Origin of the sequence: Amycolatopsis sp. cmx-8-4 (genome assembly GCF_046548675.1) — a bacterium.
Classification (GTDB): Bacteria; Actinomycetota; Actinomycetes; order Mycobacteriales; family Pseudonocardiaceae; genus Amycolatopsis.
In genome coordinates this window covers 1-20,503 of sequence record NZ_JAEBDZ010000048.1, presented here as the reverse complement: position 1 = coordinate 20,503, position 20,503 = coordinate 1, and the positions used below count along the sequence as shown (strand labels likewise).

Genomic DNA, 20,503 nt, shown 5'->3' with positions numbered 1-20,503 from the left:
CTGGGCAGGGACGCCGACGGCGACATGAAGGTCGCGGCGAAACCCGGCAAGAAGGACAGCATCTTCCGCCGTCTCTACGTCGGCAGCGGTGCGTTCGACGTCATCGGCAAGCGCAAGCGCTGGTACATCTTCTTCACCGCGCTGGTGCTCGTGTGCCTCGCATCGATGATCTTCCGCGGCTTCAACCTCGGCATCGAGTTCGAGGGCGGCACGCAGGTCCAGATGCCGGCCAACGGCATCCACGGCGTGATCACCGAGGATCAGGCCAAGCAGTCGTTCCAGAAGGCCCTCGGCCACCCGGCCGCGGAGACGCAGAAGGTCGGCACGGGCGACGCGTCGACCATCCAGATCCGCACCGAGACGCTGGACGCGGCGGACGTCGCCAAGCTCAAGCAGACCCTGTTCCAGGACCTGGGGCCGATCGGCAGCAACAAGCAGCCGAGCGTGCAGGCGATCAGTGACAGCGCGGTCAGCGCGTCCTGGGGTGGGGAGATCTCGCAGAAGGCGCTGATCGCCCTCATCGTGTTCCTCGTCGCGGTGGTCATCTTCCTGGCGATCTACTTCGACCTGCGGATGGCGTCGGCGGCCCTCGTTTCGCTGCTGCACGACATCTTCGTCACCGCGGGTGTGTACTCGCTGATCGGTTTCGAGGTCACGCCGGCGACGGTGATCGGCCTGCTGACGATCCTCGGGTTCTCGCTCTACGACACGGTGGTGGTGTTCGACAAGGTCCGCGAGAACACGCGCGGCCTGCTCGGGCTGACCCGCCGGACCTTCGGCGAAGCCGCGAACCTGGCGCTGAACCAGACCCTGATGCGGTCGTTCAACACCGCGTTCATCGCGCTGCTGCCGATCCTCGGCCTGCTGATCGTCGGGTACGTGCTGCTCGGCTCCGGCACGCTGCAGGACCTGGCGCTCGTGCAGCTCACCGGCACGATCGTCGGCGTCCTGTCGTCGGTCGCACTGGCGACGCCGCTGCTGGTCGACTTCAAGATGCGCGACCCGAAGTACCGGCAGCAGGCCGAGCGAGTCCAGCAGCGCCGGGCCAACCAGGAGCGCAAGGCCGCGAGCGGCGACTTCGACGCCTCGGACGACGACGCCCTGGCGGCGGAGCTGCGCAAGGAGAAGGCGTACGCCGCCGCATCGAGCGTGCCCGCCCGGATCCAGAAGCAGCGTCCCGCGGGCAAGCCGGCCGGGAAGCGGAAGCGCTGACGTGGAGCTGGAGAAGGCCCTCGGCCTGATCGCCGAGGTGCCGGACTTTCCCGAGCCCGGCGTGCTGTTCCGCGATCTGAGCCCGATGTTCGCGGACGCCGGCGCTTTCAAGGCCGTGACCGACGCGCTGGCGAGCACCATCGACCCTGGGGTCGAGGCGCTCGCCGGCGTGGAGGCCCGCGGATTCCTGCTCGCCGCGGGCGTCGGGTACGCCCGCGGCCTCGGCGTGGTGCTGATCCGCAAGCCGGGCAAGCTCCCGCTGGTCGCGGGCCGGGTGGACTACGCGCTGGAGTACGGCACGGCCACGGTCGAGCTGCCGGCGGGCGTGGTGCACCCCGGCCAGCGCGTCGCCATCCTGGACGACGTCCTCGCCACGGGCGGCACGGTCGCGGCGACCGGCAAGCTCCTGGAAGACGCGGGCGCGGTCGTCGACAGCGTCTCGGTGGTCCTGGAACTGGCGGCCCTCGGCGGCCGTCAGGTGCTGGGGGACCGGAAGATCCACGCACTTCAGGTCTGCTGATCAGGTCTGCCGCGGCTTGTCGTGAGTGTTTAGTAGGGTTCTAACCCGACTAAACACTCACGAGGGCGGCGGCGAGAGCGGAACTCCCTGGTCAGGGCGTTGTGATCACCCTCAATGGGCGCACCCGGCGGGGTCGTGGGACCGAGCGGCTACCCTGGGGGTTCGAAGGCCGCACGAGCAGCAGGAGGTGCGGGTGAGCCAGGAGCTCGACGCCGCGGTGCCCGCTCAAGAGGGCGCCCCGCAGAACGGACAGGCGGCGGCACAGCCCGCGTCGCCGAAGCCGAACGGCGCGGCCCCGAACCCGTCCGCCACCCGGCGAGTGCGCGCCCGCCTCGCCCGGCGGATCACCGCCCAGCGCGCCGCCCCGGTCAAGCAGGTCCTGGAACCCCTCGCGGTCATCCACCGCGAGCTGCACCCCAACGGCGACCTCGGGCTGCTGCAGCGCGCCTACGACGTCGCCGAGGAACTGCACCGGAGCCAGCGGCGCAAGTCCGGCGACCCGTACATCACGCACCCCCTGGCCGTCGCCACGATCCTCGCCGAGCTGGGCATGGACACCACGACGCTGGTCGCGGCCCTGCTGCACGACACGGTCGAGGACACCGGCTACGCCGTCGAGAGCCTGAAGGCCGACTTCGGCGAGAAGGTCGCCGAGCTGGTCGACGGCGTCACGAAGCTGGACAAGGTCAAGCTCGGCACGTCCGCCGAGGCCGAGACCATCCGCAAGATGGTCATCGCGATGGCCAAGGACCCCCGGGTGCTGGTCATCAAGCTCGCCGACCGGCTGCACAACATGCGCACGATGCGCTTCCTGCCGCCGGAGAAGCAGGCCCGCAAGGCGCGCGAGACCCTTGAGGTCCTCGCCCCGCTGGCCCACCGCCTCGGCATGGCCACGGTGAAGTGGGAGCTGGAGGACCTCGCGTTCGCCATCCTGCAGCCGAAGAAGTACGACGAGATCGTGCGCCTGGTCGCCGACCGGGCGCCCTCGCGCGACATCTACCTGCGCTCGGTCATCACCGACCTGACCAGCAACCTCGTGTCGTCGCGGATCACCGCGAAGGTCGAGGGCCGGCCGAAGCACTACTACTCGATCCACCAGAAGATGATCGTCCGCGGCCGCGACCTGGACGACATCCACGACCTGGTCGGCGTGCGGATCCTGGTCGAGGACGTCCGCGACTGCTACGCGGCGATGGGCGTCGTCCACGCGCTGTGGCAGCCGGTGCCCGGGCGCTTCAAGGACTACATCGCTCAGCCGCGGTTCAGCGTCTACCAGTCGCTGCACACCACGGTGATCGGCCCGGACGGCAAGCCCCTCGAGGTGCAGATCCGCACCTACGAGATGCACCGCACCGCCGAGTACGGCATCGCCGCGCACTGGCGGTACAAGGAAACCAAGGGCACGCACAACGGCAACGCCGTGGACGTCGACGAGATGGCGTGGATGCGCCAGCTCCTCGACTGGCAGCGGGAAGCGGCGGACCCGGGCGACTTCCTCGAGTCGCTGCGCTACGAGCTGGCCGCGCGCGAGATCTTCGTGTTCACGCCGAAGGGCGACGTGATCACGCTGCCCGTCGAGTCGACGCCGGTCGACTTCGCCTACGCCGTGCACACCGAGGTCGGGCACCGCTGCATCGGCGCCCGCGTCAACGGCCGCCTGGTCGCGCTGGAACGCAAGCTGGAAAACGGCGAAGTCGTCGAGATCTTCACCTCGAAGGCGGAGAGTGCCGGCCCGAGCCGCGACTGGCTGCAGTTCGCGGGTTCGCCGAAGGCGCGCGCGAAGATCCGGCAGTGGTTCGCCAAGGAACGCCGCGACGAGGCGATCGAAGGCGGCAAGGAAGCGATCACCAAGGAGATCCGCAAGGTCGGCCTGCCGATCCAGCGGCTGGTCTCCGCGGAGTCGATGGGCTCGATCGCCACCGAGCTGCGCCACGCCGACATCTCGTCGCTGTACGCGGCGGTCGGGGAGGGCCACACCAGCGCCAAGCACGTCGTGCAGCGCCTGGTCGCGCTCATCGGCGGTGTCGACGCGGCGGAGGAGGAGCTCGCCGAGCGCGCGACGCCGTCCACCGTCACCCGGCGCCGCGGCTCCAACGACGTCGGCGTCGTGGTCAAGGGCGCGAGCGACGTCTGGGCGAAGCTGGCCCGCTGCTGCACCCCGGTCCCGGGCGACGAGATCCTCGGCTTCGTGACCCGCGGCGGCGGTGTTTCGGTGCACCGCACCGACTGCACCAACGCCGGCGACCTGCAGTCCCAGCCCGAGCGGCTGGTCGAGGTCGAATGGGCGCCGTCGGCGTCGTCGGTGTTCCTGGTGGCCATCCAGGTCGAGGCCCTCGACCGGCACCGCCTGCTCTCGGACGTGACGAAGGTACTGGCCGACGAGAAGGTCAACATCCTGTCGGCCTCGGTGACGACGTCCCGCGACCGGGTCGCGGTCAGCCGCTTCTCGTTCGAGATGGGCGACCCCAAGCACTTGGGCCACGTCCTCAAGGTGGTCCGCGGCGTGGAAGGCGTCTACGACGTCTACCGCGTGACGTCGGCTTCCTAGCGGCTCTTGGTGTCGCGCGGCTGAGGCGCGTTGACGGGTCCGGCGGGACTGCACGCCAGCCGGTTGATCTCGGACAGCGACGGGAAACGGCCGTGACGATCGACCGTGCCTCGGCCGCGGGACGTCTGCCACGAGGTGCCGGCCGGACTGTCCACAACGGACATCGTGGCGCGGCCGGGGCGAGCTGACCGCGAGGCTGTTGTCGTAATCAACTCGGCCGGGCGCGAAGAAATTGTCGAATGTCGGTCCCGGTCCATTCCCGGAATCAGAGACCGTGCCGCCGGATGAGGGGGCCGGACCGCATCGCGTCGAGTCGCCAGCGCTGTTTCCGGAACCGCAGGACCACCGCGGCGGCCAGGGCGCTGCTCACCGTCGCCGAAGCGACCGCGAGAAGCAGGCTGCCCGCGGCCATCGACCACCACACCAGCCCGCAGCCGGCGAGGGCCGCGGCGATCAGGAGCGCGACGGCGAGCCGTCCGGGCCGCCAGACCCAGCGGCCGCCCTCGTCGACCGCGGCCAGCAGGGAACGCGCTCGCTGCAGGAGTTCGACGTCGTCGACGCCCAGGCCGAGGACACGCCGGCCGGCGTCGGCGCAGAGCTCGCGCTGGCGTCCGGTCGTCATCACCGGTGTTCCGTCGCGGGTCACGCTGCACGCTTCCACGGCGCGCCGATAAAGCACCGTCGCCAATTCCCGGCGGGTTTCCGGATCCGCTTCACCGTTGGTCAATAACCGTTCCAGTTCGGCGATCCGCCGCGAATCCTCTTCGAACAAGATCACTCCCGTAAATGCGGTGTCGCGTTCTGTGAGTGCATGCTACGGTCTGCAAATTGCGGGTGGCGGGGAGGCTGCCCGAAAGGGGAGGGTGGAATGCCGGTCCGTGGTCAGCTCGGTTCGAAGGGGCTGGCGGCCGCCGTCTTCGCGGCGAACCTCGTGGGCTGCGCCTTGGTGGGCACCACCTGGGTGGTGCTGAACCAGCCGCCGGAACCGGGGCCGCCGGTCGAGCCCGGCCTCGCGCTGGGGAACACCACGACCGCCGTCACCGCACCGCGTTCCGAGATGACGCCCGCCGAAACACCGACGACCGCGGAAACGGCGCCGGACGCGCTGATCCGGGTGAGCGGGCCGGCCGGGCTCGAGACCGTCGTCCCGCGTGGCTGGCCGACGAAGACGCTGCCGGAACCGGGCAGCGTCCAGGCGACCGATCCGGCGGACGACCGCCGGATCCTCAAGTTCGGCGGCGCGCCGCCGTCGGACGACTCGGACATCCTGACCTACCACCAGCGGTACGAGCAGCAGATCGCCCGCCGCGCGGGGTACACCCTCGACGGCCTGCGGCCCACGACGCTGCGCGGGCACGACGCGGTCGACTGGGAGTTCGCGTGGGACGCGCCCGAAGGCCGGCGCCACGTCCGCGCGTTCTACTGGCGCGGCAACGGAATCGAATACTACGTCTACGCGCACGGACCCGAGGCGACCTGGCCGGAGACCGCCGAGCTGGTCCAGCGGATGCTCGACGACTCGACCCCCTGACCCGACTTCCGGAGACCCCGAGGGAGCAGCATGTCCCCAGGTACGGCCGACGACACCACGCGCTACCTGTGCGCGGCGTCCTACCTCGACCCCGGCTACAGCACGCGGGCGATCACCGAGTTCCTCGTCGAGCCCACCCGCCCGGTGCCGCCGTCGACGGGGCTCGACGCGGGCCGCGTGCTCACGGAGGCGGTGCGGGCGCGGGCCCGCCGGAAGAACTACGACGGCCTGCTGGTGCTGCTCACGGCCATCGTCATCGGGCTGTCGTGGGACAACCCGCTGCTCTACGGCTGGATCGTGCTGTCGGTCGTCCTGGTGGTCGCGCGGGCGGGGAAGGCCGGGTACGGGGCCCAGCGGTCGTTCAACCCGAAGGTCGTCATCGCCCTCGGCATCGCCGTCCTGGCCGCGGCCGTGCTGCTGCCCTACGCCGGTGACATCTTCGGTTCCGGGAGCCGGTACTCCTCCGACTACTACGACGACTACGAGCCGTCGTCGACGGGTGGCGACACCGCCCGGACCGTCATCGGCGTCGTGCTGGCGCTGGTCGTGCTCGTGGTCGTCACGCTCGAGCGCTGGTCCCTGTGGAACCTGCTGACGACGCGCTTCAAGCGCCACGCCGCCCCCGCGGCCGACAGCGGCAGCCTCACCGGGCTGTTCACCGAAGACTTCCGCGAGCAGCTCGCCCGGTACCAGCGCGGTGACGAGTTCGCCGGCGTGCCCGGCGCGCCGCTGGTGGTCTACCGCGGCTACAACCCGTTCGTGGGGGCCGGGTTCCGGCGCGACGCCTGGTCGATGGCGATCCCGCTGGAGCGGCTGGAGGACGACGAGAGTGATCCGGCGACGCGCCGGGAGCTCACCACCGAAACGCTGTACGAAGGGATCCGCGAGGCGATCGGGAACCTCCGCCGGTCGGGCTCGCTGTCGCCGGATCAGCGGCTGGGCGGGCTGACCGTGACCGAGGCGGTGTTCACCCCGGCCGCCGAGCTCGTCGACCACCTGGCCGAGCCGGAGGCCGCGGCGTACCTGCCCGACATCGAGTACCCGCCGCACACCCGGCTCACCGAGGCCGACGTCGACCGGCTCCGGATGGAGCCGAAGGAGTGGGCGCGCTACTACCTGTGCTTCCAGGTCGAGACCTGGGACCGGGATCTCGTGCTCACGACGTTCCTGCACGTCGCGGTGGACGAGACGACGTTGTACGTCGAGTGGACGCCGTTCATGCTGCCGCCGATCCGGGCCGAGTACCGCGTGGTGGACAAGATGCGGCCGGACTCGCTGCGTCCGCTCGGTCAGGGTTTCCTGGCGTGGCTGGAGATGCCCGCGAGCCTGCCCGGCCGGATCGCGAACCTCACGTCCTGGATCCGGCGGCCGAAGCGCGAGCCCGGCGTCCTCGACCCGGACCGCTACGGCGCCTCGAGCACCCTGCGCGAGCTCGCGTCGGTCAACCTGTTCACCGACTACTTCCAGCTCGTCGACATCGAGCGGTACGAGAAGATCATCGAAAGCCGGCTCCTGCCGGCGATCAGCGGCCTGCTCGGCGACGCCGGGTTCTCGACGGCGAAGTTCGAGGAGCAGGCGGCGGTCGTGATCAACAACGACATCACCATCGGCGGCGACAACCGCGCCCCGATCACCCAGACCGGGCAGCGCGGCCCGCGGCCGCGCCCGCCCCGCGCACCCGGCCGCCTGGCCCGGACGGAGGCCTGATGGAACCCCGCATCACGAACAAGGTCAGCATCGGCCGGGACAACTCCGGGCCGATCACCCAGACCGGGATCGACGGCGGTGGCGCGGACACCGCCCTGCCCGCGCTGCTCGGCCTGGTCGAGCGGCTGGCCGCCGACGTGCGCGGCCAGGAGCTGGCCAAGCAGGAGGTCCTGGAGGACACGCTGGACGACCTGGCGGCCGACCTGCGCGCGGGCGACGCCGCGGAACCGGCCGTGGTGCGCAGCCGCTGGGAGAAGGTCAAGGGCCTGCTGGGCGGAGTGGTGCAGTTCTCCGAGCTGGTGGCGAAGATCTCCGACCAGGTGCAGAAGATCTTCACCTGAGCCGGGTCTCAGAGCACCTTCCGCAGCAACGCGGTGACGTCGTCGGGGCGCTCGAGCATGGGGAGGTGCCCGGTGTCGGGGATCTCCACCAGCTCGGCGTTCGGCAAGGACTTCGCGATGTGCTGGGAAAGCTCGATCAGCCCGAGCGCGTCCGACAGGCCGATCACCACCTGGGCCGGGGTGCTGATCTCGGCCAGCCGGTGCCGGGTGTCCGGGACCCGCTCCGTCCACTGTGGAGCGGTCGACAGGCGCTGGTACACCTGCTCGCACATCTCCCGGACCCGCGCGAGCATCTCCGGCGGCAGCACGGACACCTCGCGCGCGGGCCCCGCGACCAGGTACCGGACGTTGGCCTCGGACATGGCCTTCGCGTCCGCCGGGTCGACGTCGCGGGTCAGCTCGGCGATGTCGGCCTGCATGTGGTCCGGCCAGGTGTGCCCGCTGAGGCCGGAGCCCAGCAGGACCAGCCGGGTGACCCGCTCCGGCGCGGCGAGCGCGGTGTCCAGCGAGACCGCGCCGCCCATCGACGCCCCGACCAGCGCGGCCTGCTCGATCCCCCGGGCATCGAGCAGGGCCAGCAGGTCCTCGTGGTGGGCGAACTCGCCGAGGCCGTCGGCGGACTCGCCGAAGCCGCGGCGGTCGTAGCGGATCACCCGGTGCGTGGCGGCGAACGCGGTGAACTGGGCGTCCCACATCCGGCGGTCGCCGATGGCCGCGTGCAGCAGCACGACCGCGGGCCCCTCGCCCGCTTCGTCGTACCCGAACGTCGTCCCGTTCAACTCGATCGTCGCCATGGGCCCAAGCTAGCGCCGCGACCACGTCACACACCCGGGGTTTCGCTCAGGGCGAGAAGCTAGGGTGCCGAGCATGACCGACGGATTCGACTTCACACGCGACGGCGAGGTGGCGCGGCTGACCTTCGCCCGGCCGGAGAAGATGAACGCGATCACCTACGGCATGTGGTCGGCGATCCCGGACGTCGTCGCCGACGTCGAGGCCGATGCCACGCTCAAGGTGCTCGTGCTCGCGGGTGGCGGCAAGCACTTCTCGGCGGGCGCGGACATCAGCGAGTTCGGCGAGCTGCGCACCACCGCCGAGGGCGCGGCGAGCTACGACAAGGCCGTCGAAGGCGCGGTGGCCGCGCTGACGTCGATGCGGAAGCCGTCGGTCGCGATGATCCAGGGCAACTGCATCGGTGGCGGCTGCCAGGTGTCGGTCGCCTGCGACTTCCGCTTCGCCGCCGAGGGGTCGCGCTTCGGCATCACGCCGGCGAAGCTCGGCATCGTCTACCACTTCGACTCGACCCGCCAGCTCGTGTCGCTGGTCGGGCCGGCGCACGCGAAGTACTTCCTGCTCTCCGGCGAGCTGATCACGGCGGCCCGGGCGCGCGAGATCGGCCTGCTCAACGACGTCTTCCCGGCCGACGAGCTCGAAGCCTCGACCCTGGAGTTCGTGCGGACGCTGTGCTCGCGCTCGCAGGCGTCGGTCCGCGGGATGAACCGGATCATCGAGAAGATCGTCGCCGGCCAGGAGAGCCCGGACGCGGAGGTCGAGGAGCTGCGGTCCGAGGCGCTGCACGGCGAGGACTACGCGGAGGGCGTCGCGGCCTTCCTGGACCGGCGCCCGCCGAACTTCACCTTCCGCTGAGCAGCGCCGCGAGCCGGTCCGCGACCTGGTGGACCGGCCCGCGGGTGTCGATCTCCACGCGGCGGTCTTCCCGAACGTGGCCCGCGAGCAGCGCGTCGATCCGGTCTTCGCGCCACCGCCGCCGGGTCGGCTCGGGTTGTCGACTTCCCGACACCGGACATGCCGGTCACGAAGGCCACCGTCACGGTGCCGCGCAGGTGAGCTTCGCGTCCGCCCAGTCGCCGTGGTCGGAGTCCTTGTCGTCGCCGCCGTCGGTGACCTGCAGGGTCAGGCGCCGGACGCCGGTGACGTCGGCGGTCAGCGGGTGGGCGCCGTCGGCCGGGCGCAGCACCGGGGTCTCGGCCAGCGGCTGGCCGTCGTCGCCGAGGACGCGGAACGCGACCGAGGCGGGCGCTTTCACCTCGTCGTCGACGCCGGTGACCGCCGAGAACGCCGTGCACGCGCCGCCGAGCCACACCGTCACGGAGCTGGGCGCGTTCGTGCCGAGGCCGTGCGCGTAGACCGTGCCGCCGATGGTCAGCGGGTGGCCGTCGCCTTCGGCGGTGTCTCCGTTGGACTGGTCCCGCTCCACCGGGCCCCAGCCGTTCGACGACGCCAGGAACGGCAGCGCGCTGACCTGCGCCGATCCGGTCGGTACCGGCGGCGGGACGAACACGCTGGTCGCGCCCTCGACGTGGACGGCCTGGCCGCGGAAGCGGTAGGTGGCCGCGACCGGCAGGTCGGTCGTGCCCGGGGCGGCCGCGGCAGTCGCCGTGAACCGCCAGGTGCCGGACACGGGTTGCCCGGCGAACAGCACCGGCCGGAAGACCGGACGTCCGGTCACCGTCCAGCCCGCCGGGGCGACGGGCCCGAGTTCGACGTCGAGCAGCGGAGCACCCGCGGGCAGCCGGAAGGTGGCCTTGACCTCGACGCTCGTGCCGGGGTGCGCCTCCGCCGTCGCCGGGGTGACGCTCAGGCTGGTCGCCGGCACCTGCCGGATCTCCTCGTCGCAGGTCGTGCGGCCCGGCCACGCGGGGCAGAGGACCGTGACGAACCCGCCGTTCTTCGCGACCGGCACGCTCAGCCGGCCGCCCGCGGTGACCGCCGACTTCTCGCGCAGCAGGCCGGCCGGGCCGTCGCGCAGGGTGTCGGCGAGCCAGCGCCCGTGGCCGAGGAAGTCCAGCGGCGCGTCGACGGTCTTGGCCGGGCCCGCCTCGATGCCGCCGACGAACCAGCGGTCGCCGGAGCGCTTGGCGAACACCGCCTCCTGGCCGGGGCGGCCGGACAGCAGCCGCGTCTCGTCCCACACCGTCGGCAGCTGGTCGAGGGTGTGCAGGGCTTCGGGGCGGGCCTCGTAGTTCTCCGGCTTGTCCGCGCCGTGCTGCCAGCCGGACTCGTAGACGAAGAACGTCGCCACCTCGTGCGCGTCCGTGGTGTCCCGATCGGCCACGACGAACGCCGTCGGCGTGTAGTCCATGCTGCCGACCACGTTGCGGGTGAAGGGGAACATCGTGTTGGACGCGGCCCGCGTCTTGAACTGCTCGGCGCCGCGCACGGCCTCGAAGCTCATCACGTGCGGCCAGGTGCGCTGCAGGCCGCGGGGGATGGTCGCGCCGTGGAAGTTGATCATCAGCCGTTGCTGCGCGGTGGCCGCCGCGATGTCGTCGTAGAACCGGAACCGCGCCTGGGTGTCGGAGTCCATGAAGTCGACCTTGATCCCGGCCGCGCCCCACGACTTGACCAGCGGGAGCCACTTCGCGCGCTCGGCCGCCGTGTCGAGGGTGGTCCAGCGGAACCACAGGATCACCTCGACGCCGCGAGCCCGCGCGTACCGCACGACGTCCGGGACCCAGGACGCGTCCCAGCCCTCGTCGATGAGCAGGTACGGCCAGCCGTTGCGGGCGGCGAAGTCCGCGTACTGCTTCTGCCGCACGGGATCGCTCGGACTGTCGTGTTCGGACAGCCACGACCAGGCGACCTTGCCCGGCCGGATCCACGACGTGTCGGCGAGCTTCGACGGCGGCGCCAGGTCGTCGACCAACGTGGACGCGGTGACCGTCGCGAGGTCGCCGGTGATCGCGACCCGCCACGGCGTCGCGAAGGGCCCGGTGGCGGTGACCGAGGCGTCGGCCAGCTTGATCGTGTAGTTCGCGCTGCCCGCCGCGTGCGTCAGCCGGGCGCCGGAATACCGACCGTCCACATCGGACTCCGTGAGCAGCGTGTAGCTCCCGTCGCCGGTGTCGAACAGCGACGGGAAGCCGTAGTCGCCCGCCTTCGCGGTGCTCGCGGTGGTTTCGACGCGGACGTTCTCGTAGTTGGGGGAGTAGGGCAGCAGCCAGGCGGGCGCGGCCGCGGGCAGGGTGAACGACGACGCCTCGCCGGTGATCGTCACCGGCCCGCTGCCGGGCAGCACGTACCGGTAGGCGACGCCGTCGGCGGCCGCGCGCACGACGACGTCGAGCCGGGTTTCGCCCGTGCCGGCGAAGGACAACGTCGTCTCCGCCGCCCGGGCGTGCCGGCGCAGCTGCTTGCCGGTCGTCATCGTGTAGCGCTCGTCGACGATCCGGTCGGTGCGGCGCACGAACCGCAGGTCGCGGGTCAGGTCGGCGGACTTCGTCCGGACGCCCAGCGGCGCGGGCGCCAGCACCGCGGTGGCGCCCCGGGTGGCCGCGAAGGTCAGCCCGCCGTCGCCGGCGCGGGCGACCGCGGCGGTCACCGCACCGGTCAGGCTGACCGTCCAGCGGTCGGCGGCGTCGGCGGGCATCGTGGTGACCAGGGTAGCCGTCACGGCCAGGACCAGGCCCGCGGCGGCGCGCCTCATCGCCCGGCCCCGGCCAGCTGCTCGTTGAGGTAGAGGAACGCGCCGAGGCCGTGGAAGTCGTTGGTGGCGCGCGGCCGGTCGAGGTAGTAGCGGCCGTTGCCGACGTTGGTCCCGACGCTGATGTCCGTGATGGCCGTGGTCCCGTCGGCGGCCTGGGAGACCTTCGCGAGCACACCGGCGTACCCGCGGGCGATCACCGGCCGGTACTCCGGGCCGACGTACCCGCGCTGCACCGCGCGGGACAGCGTGTAGGTGTACAGGCTGGAGCACGACGTCTCGGTCCAGTTGTCGGCGGCGGTGGGCTTGACGGTCAGCTGGAACCACCGGCCGGTCGCCGGGTCCTGCCACTTCCGGAACCCGCGGGCCAGGTACTGGACGATCCCGACGAGGGCGCCGCGCTGCGGGGCCGCCGCGGGCAGCGCGTCGAGGACGTCGACCGTGGCCGCGCCGAACCAGCCGACCGCGCGGCACCACACGTCCGGGGACAACCCGGTCACCGGATCGGCCCAGCTCTGCTTCCGGCGCTCGTCGTACGCGTGGTACAGCAATTCGCTCGGATGCCGCAGATGAGTGAAATAGGTGACGAGTTGTTCGGCCGATTCAGCGGTGCTCGCGGCGTCGCCGACGGCCTTTCCGTACCGGGCCAGGAATGGGTCGAGCATGAATGCGCCGTCGGCCCACAGCTGCCCGGTCAATCCCGTGTTGTGAATGAATCCGCCGTCGGTGGTCCGCGGGTACGTCGCCAGCCGGTCGTGGATCCGCCGCGCGGCCAGCGAGTAGCGCGCGTCGCCCGTTTCGGCGGCCAGCACGAGGAAGACGTTGCCCGCCAGCATGCTGTCCAGGTCGTTGTACGGGTTGCCGGTGCCGCCGTCCGGTTTCACCTTCGCCGCACCCCAGGTTTCGAGGTAGGTCAGGTACCGGACGTCGTGCGTGCGCTGGTAAACGCGGTACAGGCCGAGCAGGAACAGGGCGTCGGTGTAGCCGAGCCCCAGCGACGCGGCGGGGTGCGCGGCGATCGTGGAATCGGCGACGGCGCGCGACCAGTCGGGTGGCGCGGCTTCGGCGGGTTGCCCGAGCAGGGTCAGTCCGAGAACGGCGGCGAGGACGACGCGAAGTGTTTTCCGGAACGCCAAAGAACCCAGCCCCTTTGCTGCGCGGAAAGAGCGGCGGCGGTGTCGGTCATCGATCTTGCGCGACCGTTCCGGAGCCGGTCAACCGCCCGCGGGGGGAAACGGCCGGACAACGCGGGACTAATAATATCGTCAGGCGTCCAGGTAGCCGCGGAAATGCTCGGCGACGACGTCGGTGACGCCGGCGGGACCGATGCGGCCGTCGATCTCGATGACCCGGATGCCCAGCTCCCGCGCGGACCGCACGGCCTGCGCGGCGAGCATCCGGTCCCGCGTCAGCACGCTGCGCTGCTCCGGGATCGCGGGCTCCTCCGGCCGGTGCCGCAGCTGGTGCTGGCGGAACAGCTCGGTCGGCACGAGCACGACCATCCGGCCCGGCGAGTCCACCAGCGGCGCGACCAGCTCCGGGCGCAGCCCCCAGCCCTCGGCGACGATCGGCCGCGGCGACGTCAGCACCCGCAGATCGGCCAGCGCGCAGTCGAACCCGTGCCGCACCTCGGTCATCAGCCGCTCGCCGGCGGAGACGTCGCCGCCCGGGGCGGGCCGGGTCCGGTGGTCGTGGTGGTAGGTCGTCAGGCCGTGCCGCTCGGCGAGCAGCCGGGCGACGGTGGACTTCCCGGTCCACGGGGCGCCGCCGATCCACAGCGCCTTCCGCAGCGTGCCGAAGGGATCCCAGGTCATCAGACGACTATCGCGGGCCCGGCGGGCCGATGGCCAGTGTTCCGGCGCCGGTTGATCCGTTCAGCGCAGAGTGACCCGGCCCGTACGCACGCGCCGGCGTCACTCGCTTTCGTCGTCCACGACGAGCACGGTGGCGCCGTCCGGCTCGCGGGCGGGGCCCAGCCGGAACCGGAACTGCGAGCCGGGCCGGATCGCGGCGATCACCTGGGTATCGGCCGTGTCGAAGAAGATGATCGAGTGCTCGGCGGTGATCGGCTCCTGCCGCAGCACCACCGGCAGCCGGTCGGACGACTGGTCCGGCCGCGGCAGTGGGACGACCACGGGGATCGGGAGCGTGCCGCTGACGGAGCCGGACCCGTCGTCGTCATCGTCCGGCTCGGGCCAGCGCGGTTCGAACCGCTCGAACGGTTCGAACGACTCGGGAGCCTCGGCCGGCTCGAACGGCGCCGGCGGGACGACCCGCGGCCGCCGTCGCCACCAGAGCCCGGCGATCAGCCCGGTGAGCAGTCCGCCGGTACCGCTGACCGCGGACGCGAGCCCGGTCCCCAGCCCCGGTTCGGCCGGCTGGGGCGCCGCCGCCCGGGCGGGCGGGGCGGCCACCGGGGTGGCCGGGAGCGGCCCGAACTTCACCGCGGGGTCGCGGGCGTCGTCGGGCAGCAGGAGGACCTGGCCCGGCTCGATCGCCGTGGGGTCGTCGAACGGCGTGCCGTCGGGGCGTGGCCGGCCTCGGTTGAGCGTGAAGATCTCCTGGAACCGGTTCCCGTCGCCCAAAGCCTGTTCGGCGATCGTGAACAGCGTGATGTCGTCCGGATTTTCGGCGTGGGGGACGACGAAGTACTTCACCGACGGCGGGGGCGGCGGCGCGGACTGGGCCAGCGCGGGCCCACCGGCCAGCACCGCGAACAGGGCACCGGCGCAGGCGGCCTGGCCGGTACGCCCGAGGACGCGGCGCACCACGGGAACCCGGTTTTCGGCCATCGTCGCCCACCCTCTCCCCGGTGGCACAAACGGCCCCGGTGTTCCCCTCTACACGGGGCGGGTGGTGGCGTGGTTCAGATTTCGTCCCAGGGCACGGTTTCGTAGGCCTCGGCGAGGAGCCGCACGGCGCGGTCCGCGGGCGGCAGCACGAAGTCGTCGACGGAGGCGACCGGGCGGCCCGGGGTCTCGGAGTTGGTGACGAACATCGCGTCGAACCCGGGCAGGTCGGCGGGCCGGACCTCGCGCGTCTCCTGCGGGACGCCGAGCCGTGCCAGCGCTTCCCGCTGCACGAGCATCGTGATCCCCGGCAGCACGGCCGCGTCCGGCCAGACGACCGTGTCGCCGGCCAGGAAGCCCGCGTTCCAGATGGACGCCTCGCTGATCCGGCCCTGGTGGTCGACGAACAGCGCGTCGTCGTAGCCCGCCAGTTCGGCCTGGCGGGCGTGGTAGATGAGGCCGAACGTACCGAGGTGCTTGACCTGCGGCAGGTCCCGCTCGTACCGCACCGTCCCCAGGCGCAACGGCGCCGGGTCGACCGGGTGCGGCGGCAGCGTCCGGACCAGGATCTCCGGCCGCAGCAGCTCGTCGAAGGACCGCGTGAGCACCATGACCCGCACGGACAGCGCGGCTTCGTCCGCGATCGCCCGCCGGACGTAGGAGCGCACCAGATCCGTGTCGAGCTCCGCGCCGAACAGCAGGCGGGTGCTCGAGGTCAGCCGGGCCAGGTGGCGGGAAAGACCGCGGACCCGCCCGTCCCGGACCTGCATCGCGGTGAAATGACCGTAGGAGGTCATTCCCGCGACGAAGGCGCCCGGGCCGAGCGGGTCCCCGTTCAGCTCGATGCGGTGCGGCACTACTGGACGGTGACGCCCGTGAACTTCACCTGCTTGGTCGGCGCACCCGTGCCGTCCTGCGGGTTCGGGTTCGCGATGCCGGCCTTGGCCACCGCGTCCAGCACCTTCAGGCCGTCGTCGCTGATGCTGCCGAACACCGAGTAGTCGGCCGGCAGGCCCTCGGCGTCGCCGTAGACCATGAAGAACTGGCTGCCGCCGGAGTTCGGGGCCTGCGTCTTCGCCATCGCGAGGATGCCGCGGCCGTACTTGATCTCCGGGAACGCCTCGTCCGGCATCGTGTAGCCCGGGCCGCCCTGACCGTCGTTCGTCGGGTCGCCGGTGGCCGAGGGGTCACCGCACTGCAGCATCTGCAGACCCTCGGTGCCGAGCCGGTGGCACATGGTGTCGTTGTAGAAGTTCTGCTTCGCGAGGCTGATGAAGCTCTGCACCGCGCAGGGCGCGAGCGCCCGGTCGAGCGTCAGCGGGATGTCGCCCGCCGTGCTCTTCAGCGTCACGTTCACCGTGCCGGTCGACGGGACGTTCTTGCCGTCGGGCAGGTTCACCTTCTTCGGCGTCTTGCCCGTCGTGTCCGCTTTGAAGTCGCACGTCGTCGGGTTCGGCAGCGCCGTCGTCCGCTTCGGTGTCGCCGCGCGCTGCGTCGGGATCTTGACTTCGGTCGGAGGCGGGGCGGCCGAGGACGACGCGGCCGGATCGGCGGTGCTGTCACCGCCGTTGGCGCTCACGATCCACACCACCACGCCCGCGACGACGAGAACAGCTACGCCGACGACACCAGCGCCGATTCTCCTGCGTCGCTTCTGCTGCTCCAATCGGCGCTCGAGTTGCCTCTCGAGCTTGCGCTTCGCAGCTTCGCGGCGCTGCTGGTTGGTCGCCACCCCGTACCCTCCCAGGTTTCCGCTCGTGTCACACGTCTGAGGTAGCGGCAGTGTATGGGCACAGCCTGTGAGGACCATGTACAGGGCCCGCTAGTCTCAACCTGATCGTGATCGGCGCCATCCGGCGCGGATGTCCGGGAGGCGTTCGGTGCTCGTCGTCGGCTTCGGCAGCGGCCCGCTGCAGGCCAACTGCTACCTGCTGGCGGAGGCCGCCGGCGGGCCGTGTCTGGTCGTGGATCCGGGGCAGGAGGTGGCCGCGCCGCTGGCCGCCGCGCTCGCCGGGCACCGGCTGGTCCCCGCGGCGCTCGTCGCCACCCACGGCCACCCCGACCACGTGGCTTCGGCCGCGTCGCTGTCGGCCGCCCACGGTGTCCCGCTGCACCTGCACCCCGCCGACGCCTCGCTCTACGACGGCGAGAGCCTGCCGCTGGAGGCGGGCACGCACCGCCTCGCCGGGCTCGACGTCGACGTCCGGCCCGCGCCGGGGCACACGCCGGGTTCGGTCGTCCTCGCGCTGGAGACGGCCGAGGGCGGCCGGCTCGCCCTGACCGGCGACACGCTGTTCGCCGGGTCGGTCGGCCGCGGGGACGTCGAGGCGTCGCTGCGGGACCTGCTGGCGGGCTTCCCGGACGACACGGTGGTGCTGCCGGGCCACGGCCCGGCGACGACGATCGGGCGGGAACGCGCCGGCAACCCGTTCCTCGCCGGGACGGGGGCGTGAGCATGGCGGAAGAGACGCCGGAACGGCTGCCGCTGTTCGAGGAGGACGCGCGCGGACGCCGTCGCCGGGGGATTTCCGGGCTGATCGGCGTGGTGATCGTCGCCGCCGCGTTCGGCGGGGTCGCCGGGCTGATCGGCGGCACGGTGATCGGCCTGGTCGTCGCCCTTGTGATCGCCCTGCCGCTGGCCTACGTGATGGCGGTCAGCATCCGGCGCCGCGTCTGGCTCGAGGGCTCGACGCTGATCGTGCGCACGTGGGGGCTGCGGCGCGTCGACCTCGTCACCGCGACCCGCCTCGACCTCGTGATCGGCGACGTCCGCGGCACCCGCACGGTCAGCCTGCTGGTCAACGCGGGCAACCGGCGGCAGGTGGCGAAGGTCGACCTCGCCGTGTTCTCCGGCACGGGCGGGCGCGAGCTGGGCGTCCTGCAGCTGCGAAAGCTGGCCAACGCGCTGATGAACAACACCGAGGCGAACGGCCTCGTCTTCGGGGAGCTGCTGGTCTCCGAGCTGAAGGCCGAGGCCCGCGGCGGCGGCGTCGCGGACCGCCCGCTCTACCGGCTGGCGTCGGTGGCGCCGTCGGGCAAGTACGTGCAGCGGTTCACGATGGAGGCCGTCAGCCGGTTCGTGGCGACTCTCGACTGACGTCGCTGTCCGGCTCACGGAGCTGTTCCAGCTGGTAGACGAGCTCCGGGACCTCCTGCGCGATGTATGCGGTGAGGCGTTCGACCTGGTGCAGCGTCGCCCGGACGTCGTCGAGGGCGGTGGCGATGCGCGGGATCGACTCGACGGCCTGGACGGTGGCCGTGACCAGCCGCAACACCCCGCGCACGAGCTGGCGGGGGCAGGCGAGCACGGACATGGCGTCTCCCGGGTCGGGTACCGCCTTCCTACCGCGTGCGGACGCCGCTGTCGCGCCCGGGGCTCGCCGGTGTTACGGGTGGGACGGAACGGCTTTCGTGGTGCTGCTGAGGTACGTCGCGGGCTCGCGGGAGGCGATCAGCGCGGCCAGGACCGTCGTCACCGGGACGGCCGCCACGATGCCGACGCTGCCCGCCAGGGTCCGGATGATCTCCTGCGCGATCTCCTCGCTGCCGAGCAGCGCGCCCAGGCCGACCCCGGAGATCGACGAGTACAGCAGCACCGGCAGCGCGGCGCCGGCGTAGGCCATGACCAGGGTGTTGACCGCTGAGCCGACGTGGTCGCGGCCGATCCGCAGGCCCGAGCTGTACAGCTCCCGCCAGCTCAGGTCGGGGTTGGCGCGGCGCAGCTCCCAGACGGCGCTGGTCTGGGTGACAGTGACGTCGTCGAGCACGCCGAGGGCGCCGATCACGACGCCGGCGAGCAGCAGGCCGCGTGCGTCGATGCCGTGGCCGAGCGAGCCGATGAGCGTCGAGGTGCTGTCGTCGAGCCCGGTCAGCGACGCCGCGGCCGAGAAGATCGCGGAGAGCACGCCGATCAGCGCGAGGCTGACGAGCGTGCCGAGGACGGCGGCGGACGTTCTCGCCGTCAGCCCGTGGGTCAGGTACAGCGCGATGAACATGATCGCGCCCGCGCCGACGATCGCCACCAGCAGCGGGTTTTCGCCCGAGAGCACGGCCGGCAGGATGAACAGCGCGATCACCGCGAAGGACAGGCCGAGCGCGACCAGCGCGGCGAGGCCCTGCCAGCGGCCGAGCACCAGGACGGCGACGGCGAACAGAGCGGCCAGCACGAGCAGCGGGGTGCCGCGCTGGAAGTCGACCAGCTGGAAGCTCGAGGGGTCGGCCGCGTTCCCGCCGTTGTAGGCGAGCACGACCGCGTCACCGGCGGCGAACCGCGGGGTGCTGGGCTCGATCGGCACGGTGAGCTGCAACGGTTTCCCGGTGGCCGGCCCGTCGGTCATGGTGAGCGCGACGGTCAGGCACGGCTTCGCGTTCGGGTCCGTCTGGTCGCCGACCTGGACCTGGCCCTGAGCGAGGCACGGCCCGGTGGCGGTGGTCGTGATGGACGCTTTCACGGGCGTGCCCTGCGGAACGACGCTCGTCGGCGACGGCTTGCCCCACGGGTACAGCACGAGCATCCCGACCACGGTGGCGAGAGCCAGGGGAGCGAGCATCCAGATCAGCAGCAGCCGGACCCGGCGTGACGCCGGGGCGGCGGGCCCGTGCCCGTGCCCGTGACCATGGCCGTGCCCGGCGTCGGGTCCGGGTTTCGCTGCTGCGGCACGACTCGCGGGCCGCGCGCGGCCGTCGGCGACCCGATGGGGCCCCGTGTCGCCTCGTTTCGCAGCAGCCCGCGGGGAGTCTGCGTCGGCCGGAGCCGCCGGAACCCGCTGGGCTCCCGTGTCGGCCGACCTGCGGGGGATTCGTTGGGCACCGGTGTCGGTCAGGTTCCCGGAGGTTCGCTGGGACCCGGTGTCGGCAGGCTTTCCGGGCACCCGCTGGGTTCCCGCCTCGGTCGGCTTCCCGGGGACCCGCTGGGCTCCGGTGTCGGTGCGTCGGCGCGGGGCCGCGGGCGTTCCGTCCGGTGGCGTCCGGCGGGCCGGTTTCCGGGGCGTGCCCGGCGTTCCGGGCGTTCCGCGGGCCGGGGAAACGGGCACCTCGTCGGTGACCCGGCGAATCGGGCCGGTTTCGTCGTCGAGGTCGGGGCGGTCCACGCGCACATCCTGACAGCGGGAGCCCCCGGCCCACGCAACGGGCCGCCGACGGCCCGGTTCGTCCGGATCTGCCGTGTCGACCCCTCAATCACGCGTGTCGACCTGCTGATCACGCGTGCCGACCCTTCGATCACGAGCGCCGACCGCCCCGCCCGCGCGATCCGGGGGACTGTTCCAAGATCGGTGTTTCCGGCCCGACACGCCGGGCCAAGGTCCGGCGGGATGGGCACTGTGAGTGATGACATCGGACCTTGTGAGTCCACGTAAGCGTGAGTCCAAGCCGGCGCGGGAGCAGTCGCCGGAGCAGGCCGCTGCGGCGGC

General features: G+C 71.9%; 20 protein-coding genes. 9 read left to right on the top strand and 11 right to left on the bottom strand.

Annotated features, from left to right (window positions below; translation table 11 throughout):
• Nucleotides 1–144: 144 nt before the first annotated feature.
• From secF to ACLJQZ_RS46030, 3 genes are all read left to right on the top strand, one after another.
• Nucleotides 145–1,212 carry a protein translocase subunit SecF gene (secF, locus tag ACLJQZ_RS46040; protein WP_410627852.1) on the top strand — a complete coding sequence of 356 codons (1,068 nt, stop codon included), beginning with the start codon at nt 145–147 and terminating at the stop codon, nt 1,210–1,212.
• Between the two features lies 1 nt (nt 1,213).
• Complete coding sequence (locus ACLJQZ_RS46035) at nt 1,214–1,732, top strand: adenine phosphoribosyltransferase (RefSeq protein WP_410627813.1); 519 nt, start codon at nt 1,214–1,216, stop codon at nt 1,730–1,732.
• 193 nt (nt 1,733–1,925) lie between these two features.
• Nucleotides 1,926–4,280: a RelA/SpoT family protein gene (locus ACLJQZ_RS46030; RefSeq protein ID WP_410627811.1), complete on the top strand. Its 2,355-nt coding sequence runs from the start codon at nt 1,926–1,928 to the stop codon at nt 4,278–4,280.
• Between the two features lie 265 nt (nt 4,281–4,545).
• Here the strand turns inward: ACLJQZ_RS46030 and ACLJQZ_RS46025 are convergent, their stop codons facing one another.
• On the bottom strand, nt 4,546–4,902 hold the full coding sequence (locus ACLJQZ_RS46025; protein WP_410627809.1) for a hypothetical protein: 357 nt from the start codon (nt 4,900–4,902) through the stop codon (nt 4,546–4,548).
• 246 nt (nt 4,903–5,148) lie between these two features.
• On the opposite strand from ACLJQZ_RS46025, the gene ACLJQZ_RS46020 reads away from it, so the two are divergent.
• Genes ACLJQZ_RS46020 through ACLJQZ_RS46010 form a run of 3 tightly spaced genes read left to right on the top strand, consistent with a single transcriptional unit; the run spans nt 5,149 to nt 7,859 of the window.
• Nucleotides 5,149–5,811, top strand: coding sequence for a hypothetical protein (locus tag ACLJQZ_RS46020; RefSeq protein WP_410627807.1), 663 nt, complete (start codon nt 5,149–5,151; stop codon nt 5,809–5,811).
• Nucleotides 5,812–5,841: 30 nt separating this feature from the next.
• Nucleotides 5,842–7,518: a hypothetical protein gene (locus tag ACLJQZ_RS46015; protein WP_410627805.1), complete on the top strand. Its 1,677-nt coding sequence runs from the start codon at nt 5,842–5,844 to the stop codon at nt 7,516–7,518.
• Nucleotides 7,518–7,859 (top strand): hypothetical protein, encoded by a 342-nt coding sequence (locus tag ACLJQZ_RS46010; RefSeq protein ID WP_410627803.1) that lies wholly within the window; start codon nt 7,518–7,520, stop codon nt 7,857–7,859. The genes ACLJQZ_RS46015 and ACLJQZ_RS46010 overlap by 1 nt, the downstream gene beginning before the upstream one ends.
• Nucleotides 7,860–7,867: 8 nt before the next feature.
• Here ACLJQZ_RS46010 and ACLJQZ_RS46005 read toward each other — a convergent pair whose 3' ends face one another.
• Entirely contained in the window at nt 7,868–8,653 is a 786-nt protein-coding gene (locus tag ACLJQZ_RS46005) for an alpha/beta fold hydrolase (RefSeq protein ID WP_410627802.1), read from the bottom strand.
• A 73-nt stretch (nt 8,654–8,726) separates the two neighbouring features.
• Between ACLJQZ_RS46005 and ACLJQZ_RS46000 the strand changes: the two genes are divergently transcribed.
• Complete coding sequence (locus ACLJQZ_RS46000) at nt 8,727–9,506, top strand: enoyl-CoA hydratase/isomerase family protein (RefSeq protein WP_410627800.1); 780 nt, start codon at nt 8,727–8,729, stop codon at nt 9,504–9,506.
• Here ACLJQZ_RS46000 and ACLJQZ_RS45995 read toward each other — a convergent pair.
• The 7 genes from ACLJQZ_RS45995 to ACLJQZ_RS45965 all read right to left on the bottom strand — a co-directional run bounded on the left by ACLJQZ_RS45995 (nt 9,493) and on the right by ACLJQZ_RS45965 (nt 16,824).
• Complete coding sequence (locus ACLJQZ_RS45995) at nt 9,493–9,660, bottom strand: hypothetical protein (RefSeq protein WP_410627798.1); 168 nt, start codon at nt 9,658–9,660, stop codon at nt 9,493–9,495. The genes ACLJQZ_RS46000 and ACLJQZ_RS45995 overlap by 14 nt on opposite strands.
• Nucleotides 9,661–9,687: 27 nt before the next feature.
• The gene (locus ACLJQZ_RS45990; RefSeq protein ID WP_410627797.1) at nt 9,688–12,306 is read right to left on the bottom strand and encodes a glycoside hydrolase family 97 catalytic domain-containing protein; all 2,619 of its coding nucleotides are present in this window, start codon (nt 12,304–12,306) and stop codon (nt 9,688–9,690) included.
• Nucleotides 12,303–13,439: a glycoside hydrolase family 105 protein gene (locus ACLJQZ_RS45985; protein WP_410627795.1), complete on the bottom strand. Its 1,137-nt coding sequence runs from the start codon at nt 13,437–13,439 to the stop codon at nt 12,303–12,305. The genes ACLJQZ_RS45990 and ACLJQZ_RS45985 overlap by 4 nt, the downstream gene beginning before the upstream one ends.
• Nucleotides 13,440–13,568: 129 nt before the next feature.
• Nucleotides 13,569–14,117, bottom strand: coding sequence for a hypothetical protein (locus tag ACLJQZ_RS45980; RefSeq protein WP_410627793.1), 549 nt, complete (start codon nt 14,115–14,117; stop codon nt 13,569–13,571).
• A gap of 99 nt (nt 14,118–14,216) precedes the next feature.
• Entirely contained in the window at nt 14,217–15,095 is an 879-nt protein-coding gene (locus tag ACLJQZ_RS45975; RefSeq protein WP_410627791.1) for a LysM peptidoglycan-binding domain-containing protein, read from the bottom strand.
• 74 nt (nt 15,096–15,169) lie between these two features.
• Nucleotides 15,170–15,949 (bottom strand): aminotransferase class IV family protein, encoded by a 780-nt coding sequence (locus ACLJQZ_RS45970; RefSeq protein ID WP_410627789.1) that lies wholly within the window; start codon nt 15,947–15,949, stop codon nt 15,170–15,172.
• Nucleotides 15,949–16,824 carry a peptidylprolyl isomerase gene (locus tag ACLJQZ_RS45965; protein WP_410627787.1) on the bottom strand — a complete coding sequence of 292 codons (876 nt, stop codon included), beginning with the start codon at nt 16,822–16,824 and terminating at the stop codon, nt 15,949–15,951. Before ACLJQZ_RS45965 ends, ACLJQZ_RS45970 begins: the two co-directional genes overlap by 1 nt.
• A gap of 148 nt (nt 16,825–16,972) precedes the next feature.
• Here ACLJQZ_RS45965 and ACLJQZ_RS45960 point away from each other — a divergent pair, with 148 nt between their 5' ends.
• Both ACLJQZ_RS45960 and ACLJQZ_RS45955 read left to right on the top strand, forming a co-directional pair.
• Nucleotides 16,973–17,545: an MBL fold metallo-hydrolase gene (locus ACLJQZ_RS45960; RefSeq protein ID WP_410627850.1), complete on the top strand. Its 573-nt coding sequence runs from the start codon at nt 16,973–16,975 to the stop codon at nt 17,543–17,545.
• Between the two features lie 2 nt (nt 17,546–17,547).
• Entirely contained in the window at nt 17,548–18,189 is a 642-nt protein-coding gene (locus tag ACLJQZ_RS45955) for a hypothetical protein (RefSeq protein WP_247064347.1), read from the top strand.
• Here the strand turns inward: ACLJQZ_RS45955 and ACLJQZ_RS45950 are convergent.
• Nucleotides 18,161–18,406: a hypothetical protein gene (locus ACLJQZ_RS45950; protein WP_326950021.1), complete on the bottom strand. Its 246-nt coding sequence runs from the start codon at nt 18,404–18,406 to the stop codon at nt 18,161–18,163. The genes ACLJQZ_RS45955 and ACLJQZ_RS45950 overlap by 29 nt on opposite strands.
• A gap of 72 nt (nt 18,407–18,478) precedes the next feature.
• Entirely contained in the window at nt 18,479–20,182 is a 1,704-nt protein-coding gene (locus tag ACLJQZ_RS45945; RefSeq protein WP_410627785.1) for a YibE/F family protein, read from the bottom strand.
• Between the last annotated feature and the right edge of the window lie 321 nt (nt 20,183–20,503).

Excerpts from the sequence above, each read along its gene's own strand:
- ACLJQZ_RS46025 (WP_410627809.1), bottom strand. The coding sequence starts at position 4,902 with ATGACGACCGGACGCCAGCGCGAGCTCTGCGCCGACGCCGGCCGGCGT.
- ACLJQZ_RS46020 (WP_410627807.1), top strand. The coding sequence starts at position 5,149 with ATGCCGGTCCGTGGTCAGCTCGGTTCGAAGGGGCTGGCGGCCGCCGTC.
- ACLJQZ_RS46015 (WP_410627805.1), top strand. The coding sequence starts at position 5,842 with ATGTCCCCAGGTACGGCCGACGACACCACGCGCTACCTGTGCGCGGCG.
- ACLJQZ_RS46010 (WP_410627803.1), top strand. The coding sequence starts at position 7,518 with ATGGAACCCCGCATCACGAACAAGGTCAGCATCGGCCGGGACAACTCC.
- ACLJQZ_RS46005 (WP_410627802.1), bottom strand. The coding sequence starts at position 8,653 with ATGGCGACGATCGAGTTGAACGGGACGACGTTCGGGTACGACGAAGCG.
- ACLJQZ_RS46000 (WP_410627800.1), top strand. The coding sequence starts at position 8,727 with ATGACCGACGGATTCGACTTCACACGCGACGGCGAGGTGGCGCGGCTG.
- ACLJQZ_RS45990 (WP_410627797.1), bottom strand. The coding sequence starts at position 12,306 with ATGAGGCGCGCCGCCGCGGGCCTGGTCCTGGCCGTGACGGCTACCCTG.
- ACLJQZ_RS45980 (WP_410627793.1), bottom strand. The coding sequence starts at position 14,117 with ATGACCTGGGATCCCTTCGGCACGCTGCGGAAGGCGCTGTGGATCGGC.
- ACLJQZ_RS45975 (WP_410627791.1), bottom strand. The coding sequence starts at position 15,095 with ATGGCCGAAAACCGGGTTCCCGTGGTGCGCCGCGTCCTCGGGCGTACC.
- ACLJQZ_RS45955 (WP_247064347.1), top strand. The coding sequence starts at position 17,548 with ATGGCGGAAGAGACGCCGGAACGGCTGCCGCTGTTCGAGGAGGACGCG.
- ACLJQZ_RS45950 (WP_326950021.1), bottom strand. The coding sequence starts at position 18,406 with ATGTCCGTGCTCGCCTGCCCCCGCCAGCTCGTGCGCGGGGTGTTGCGG.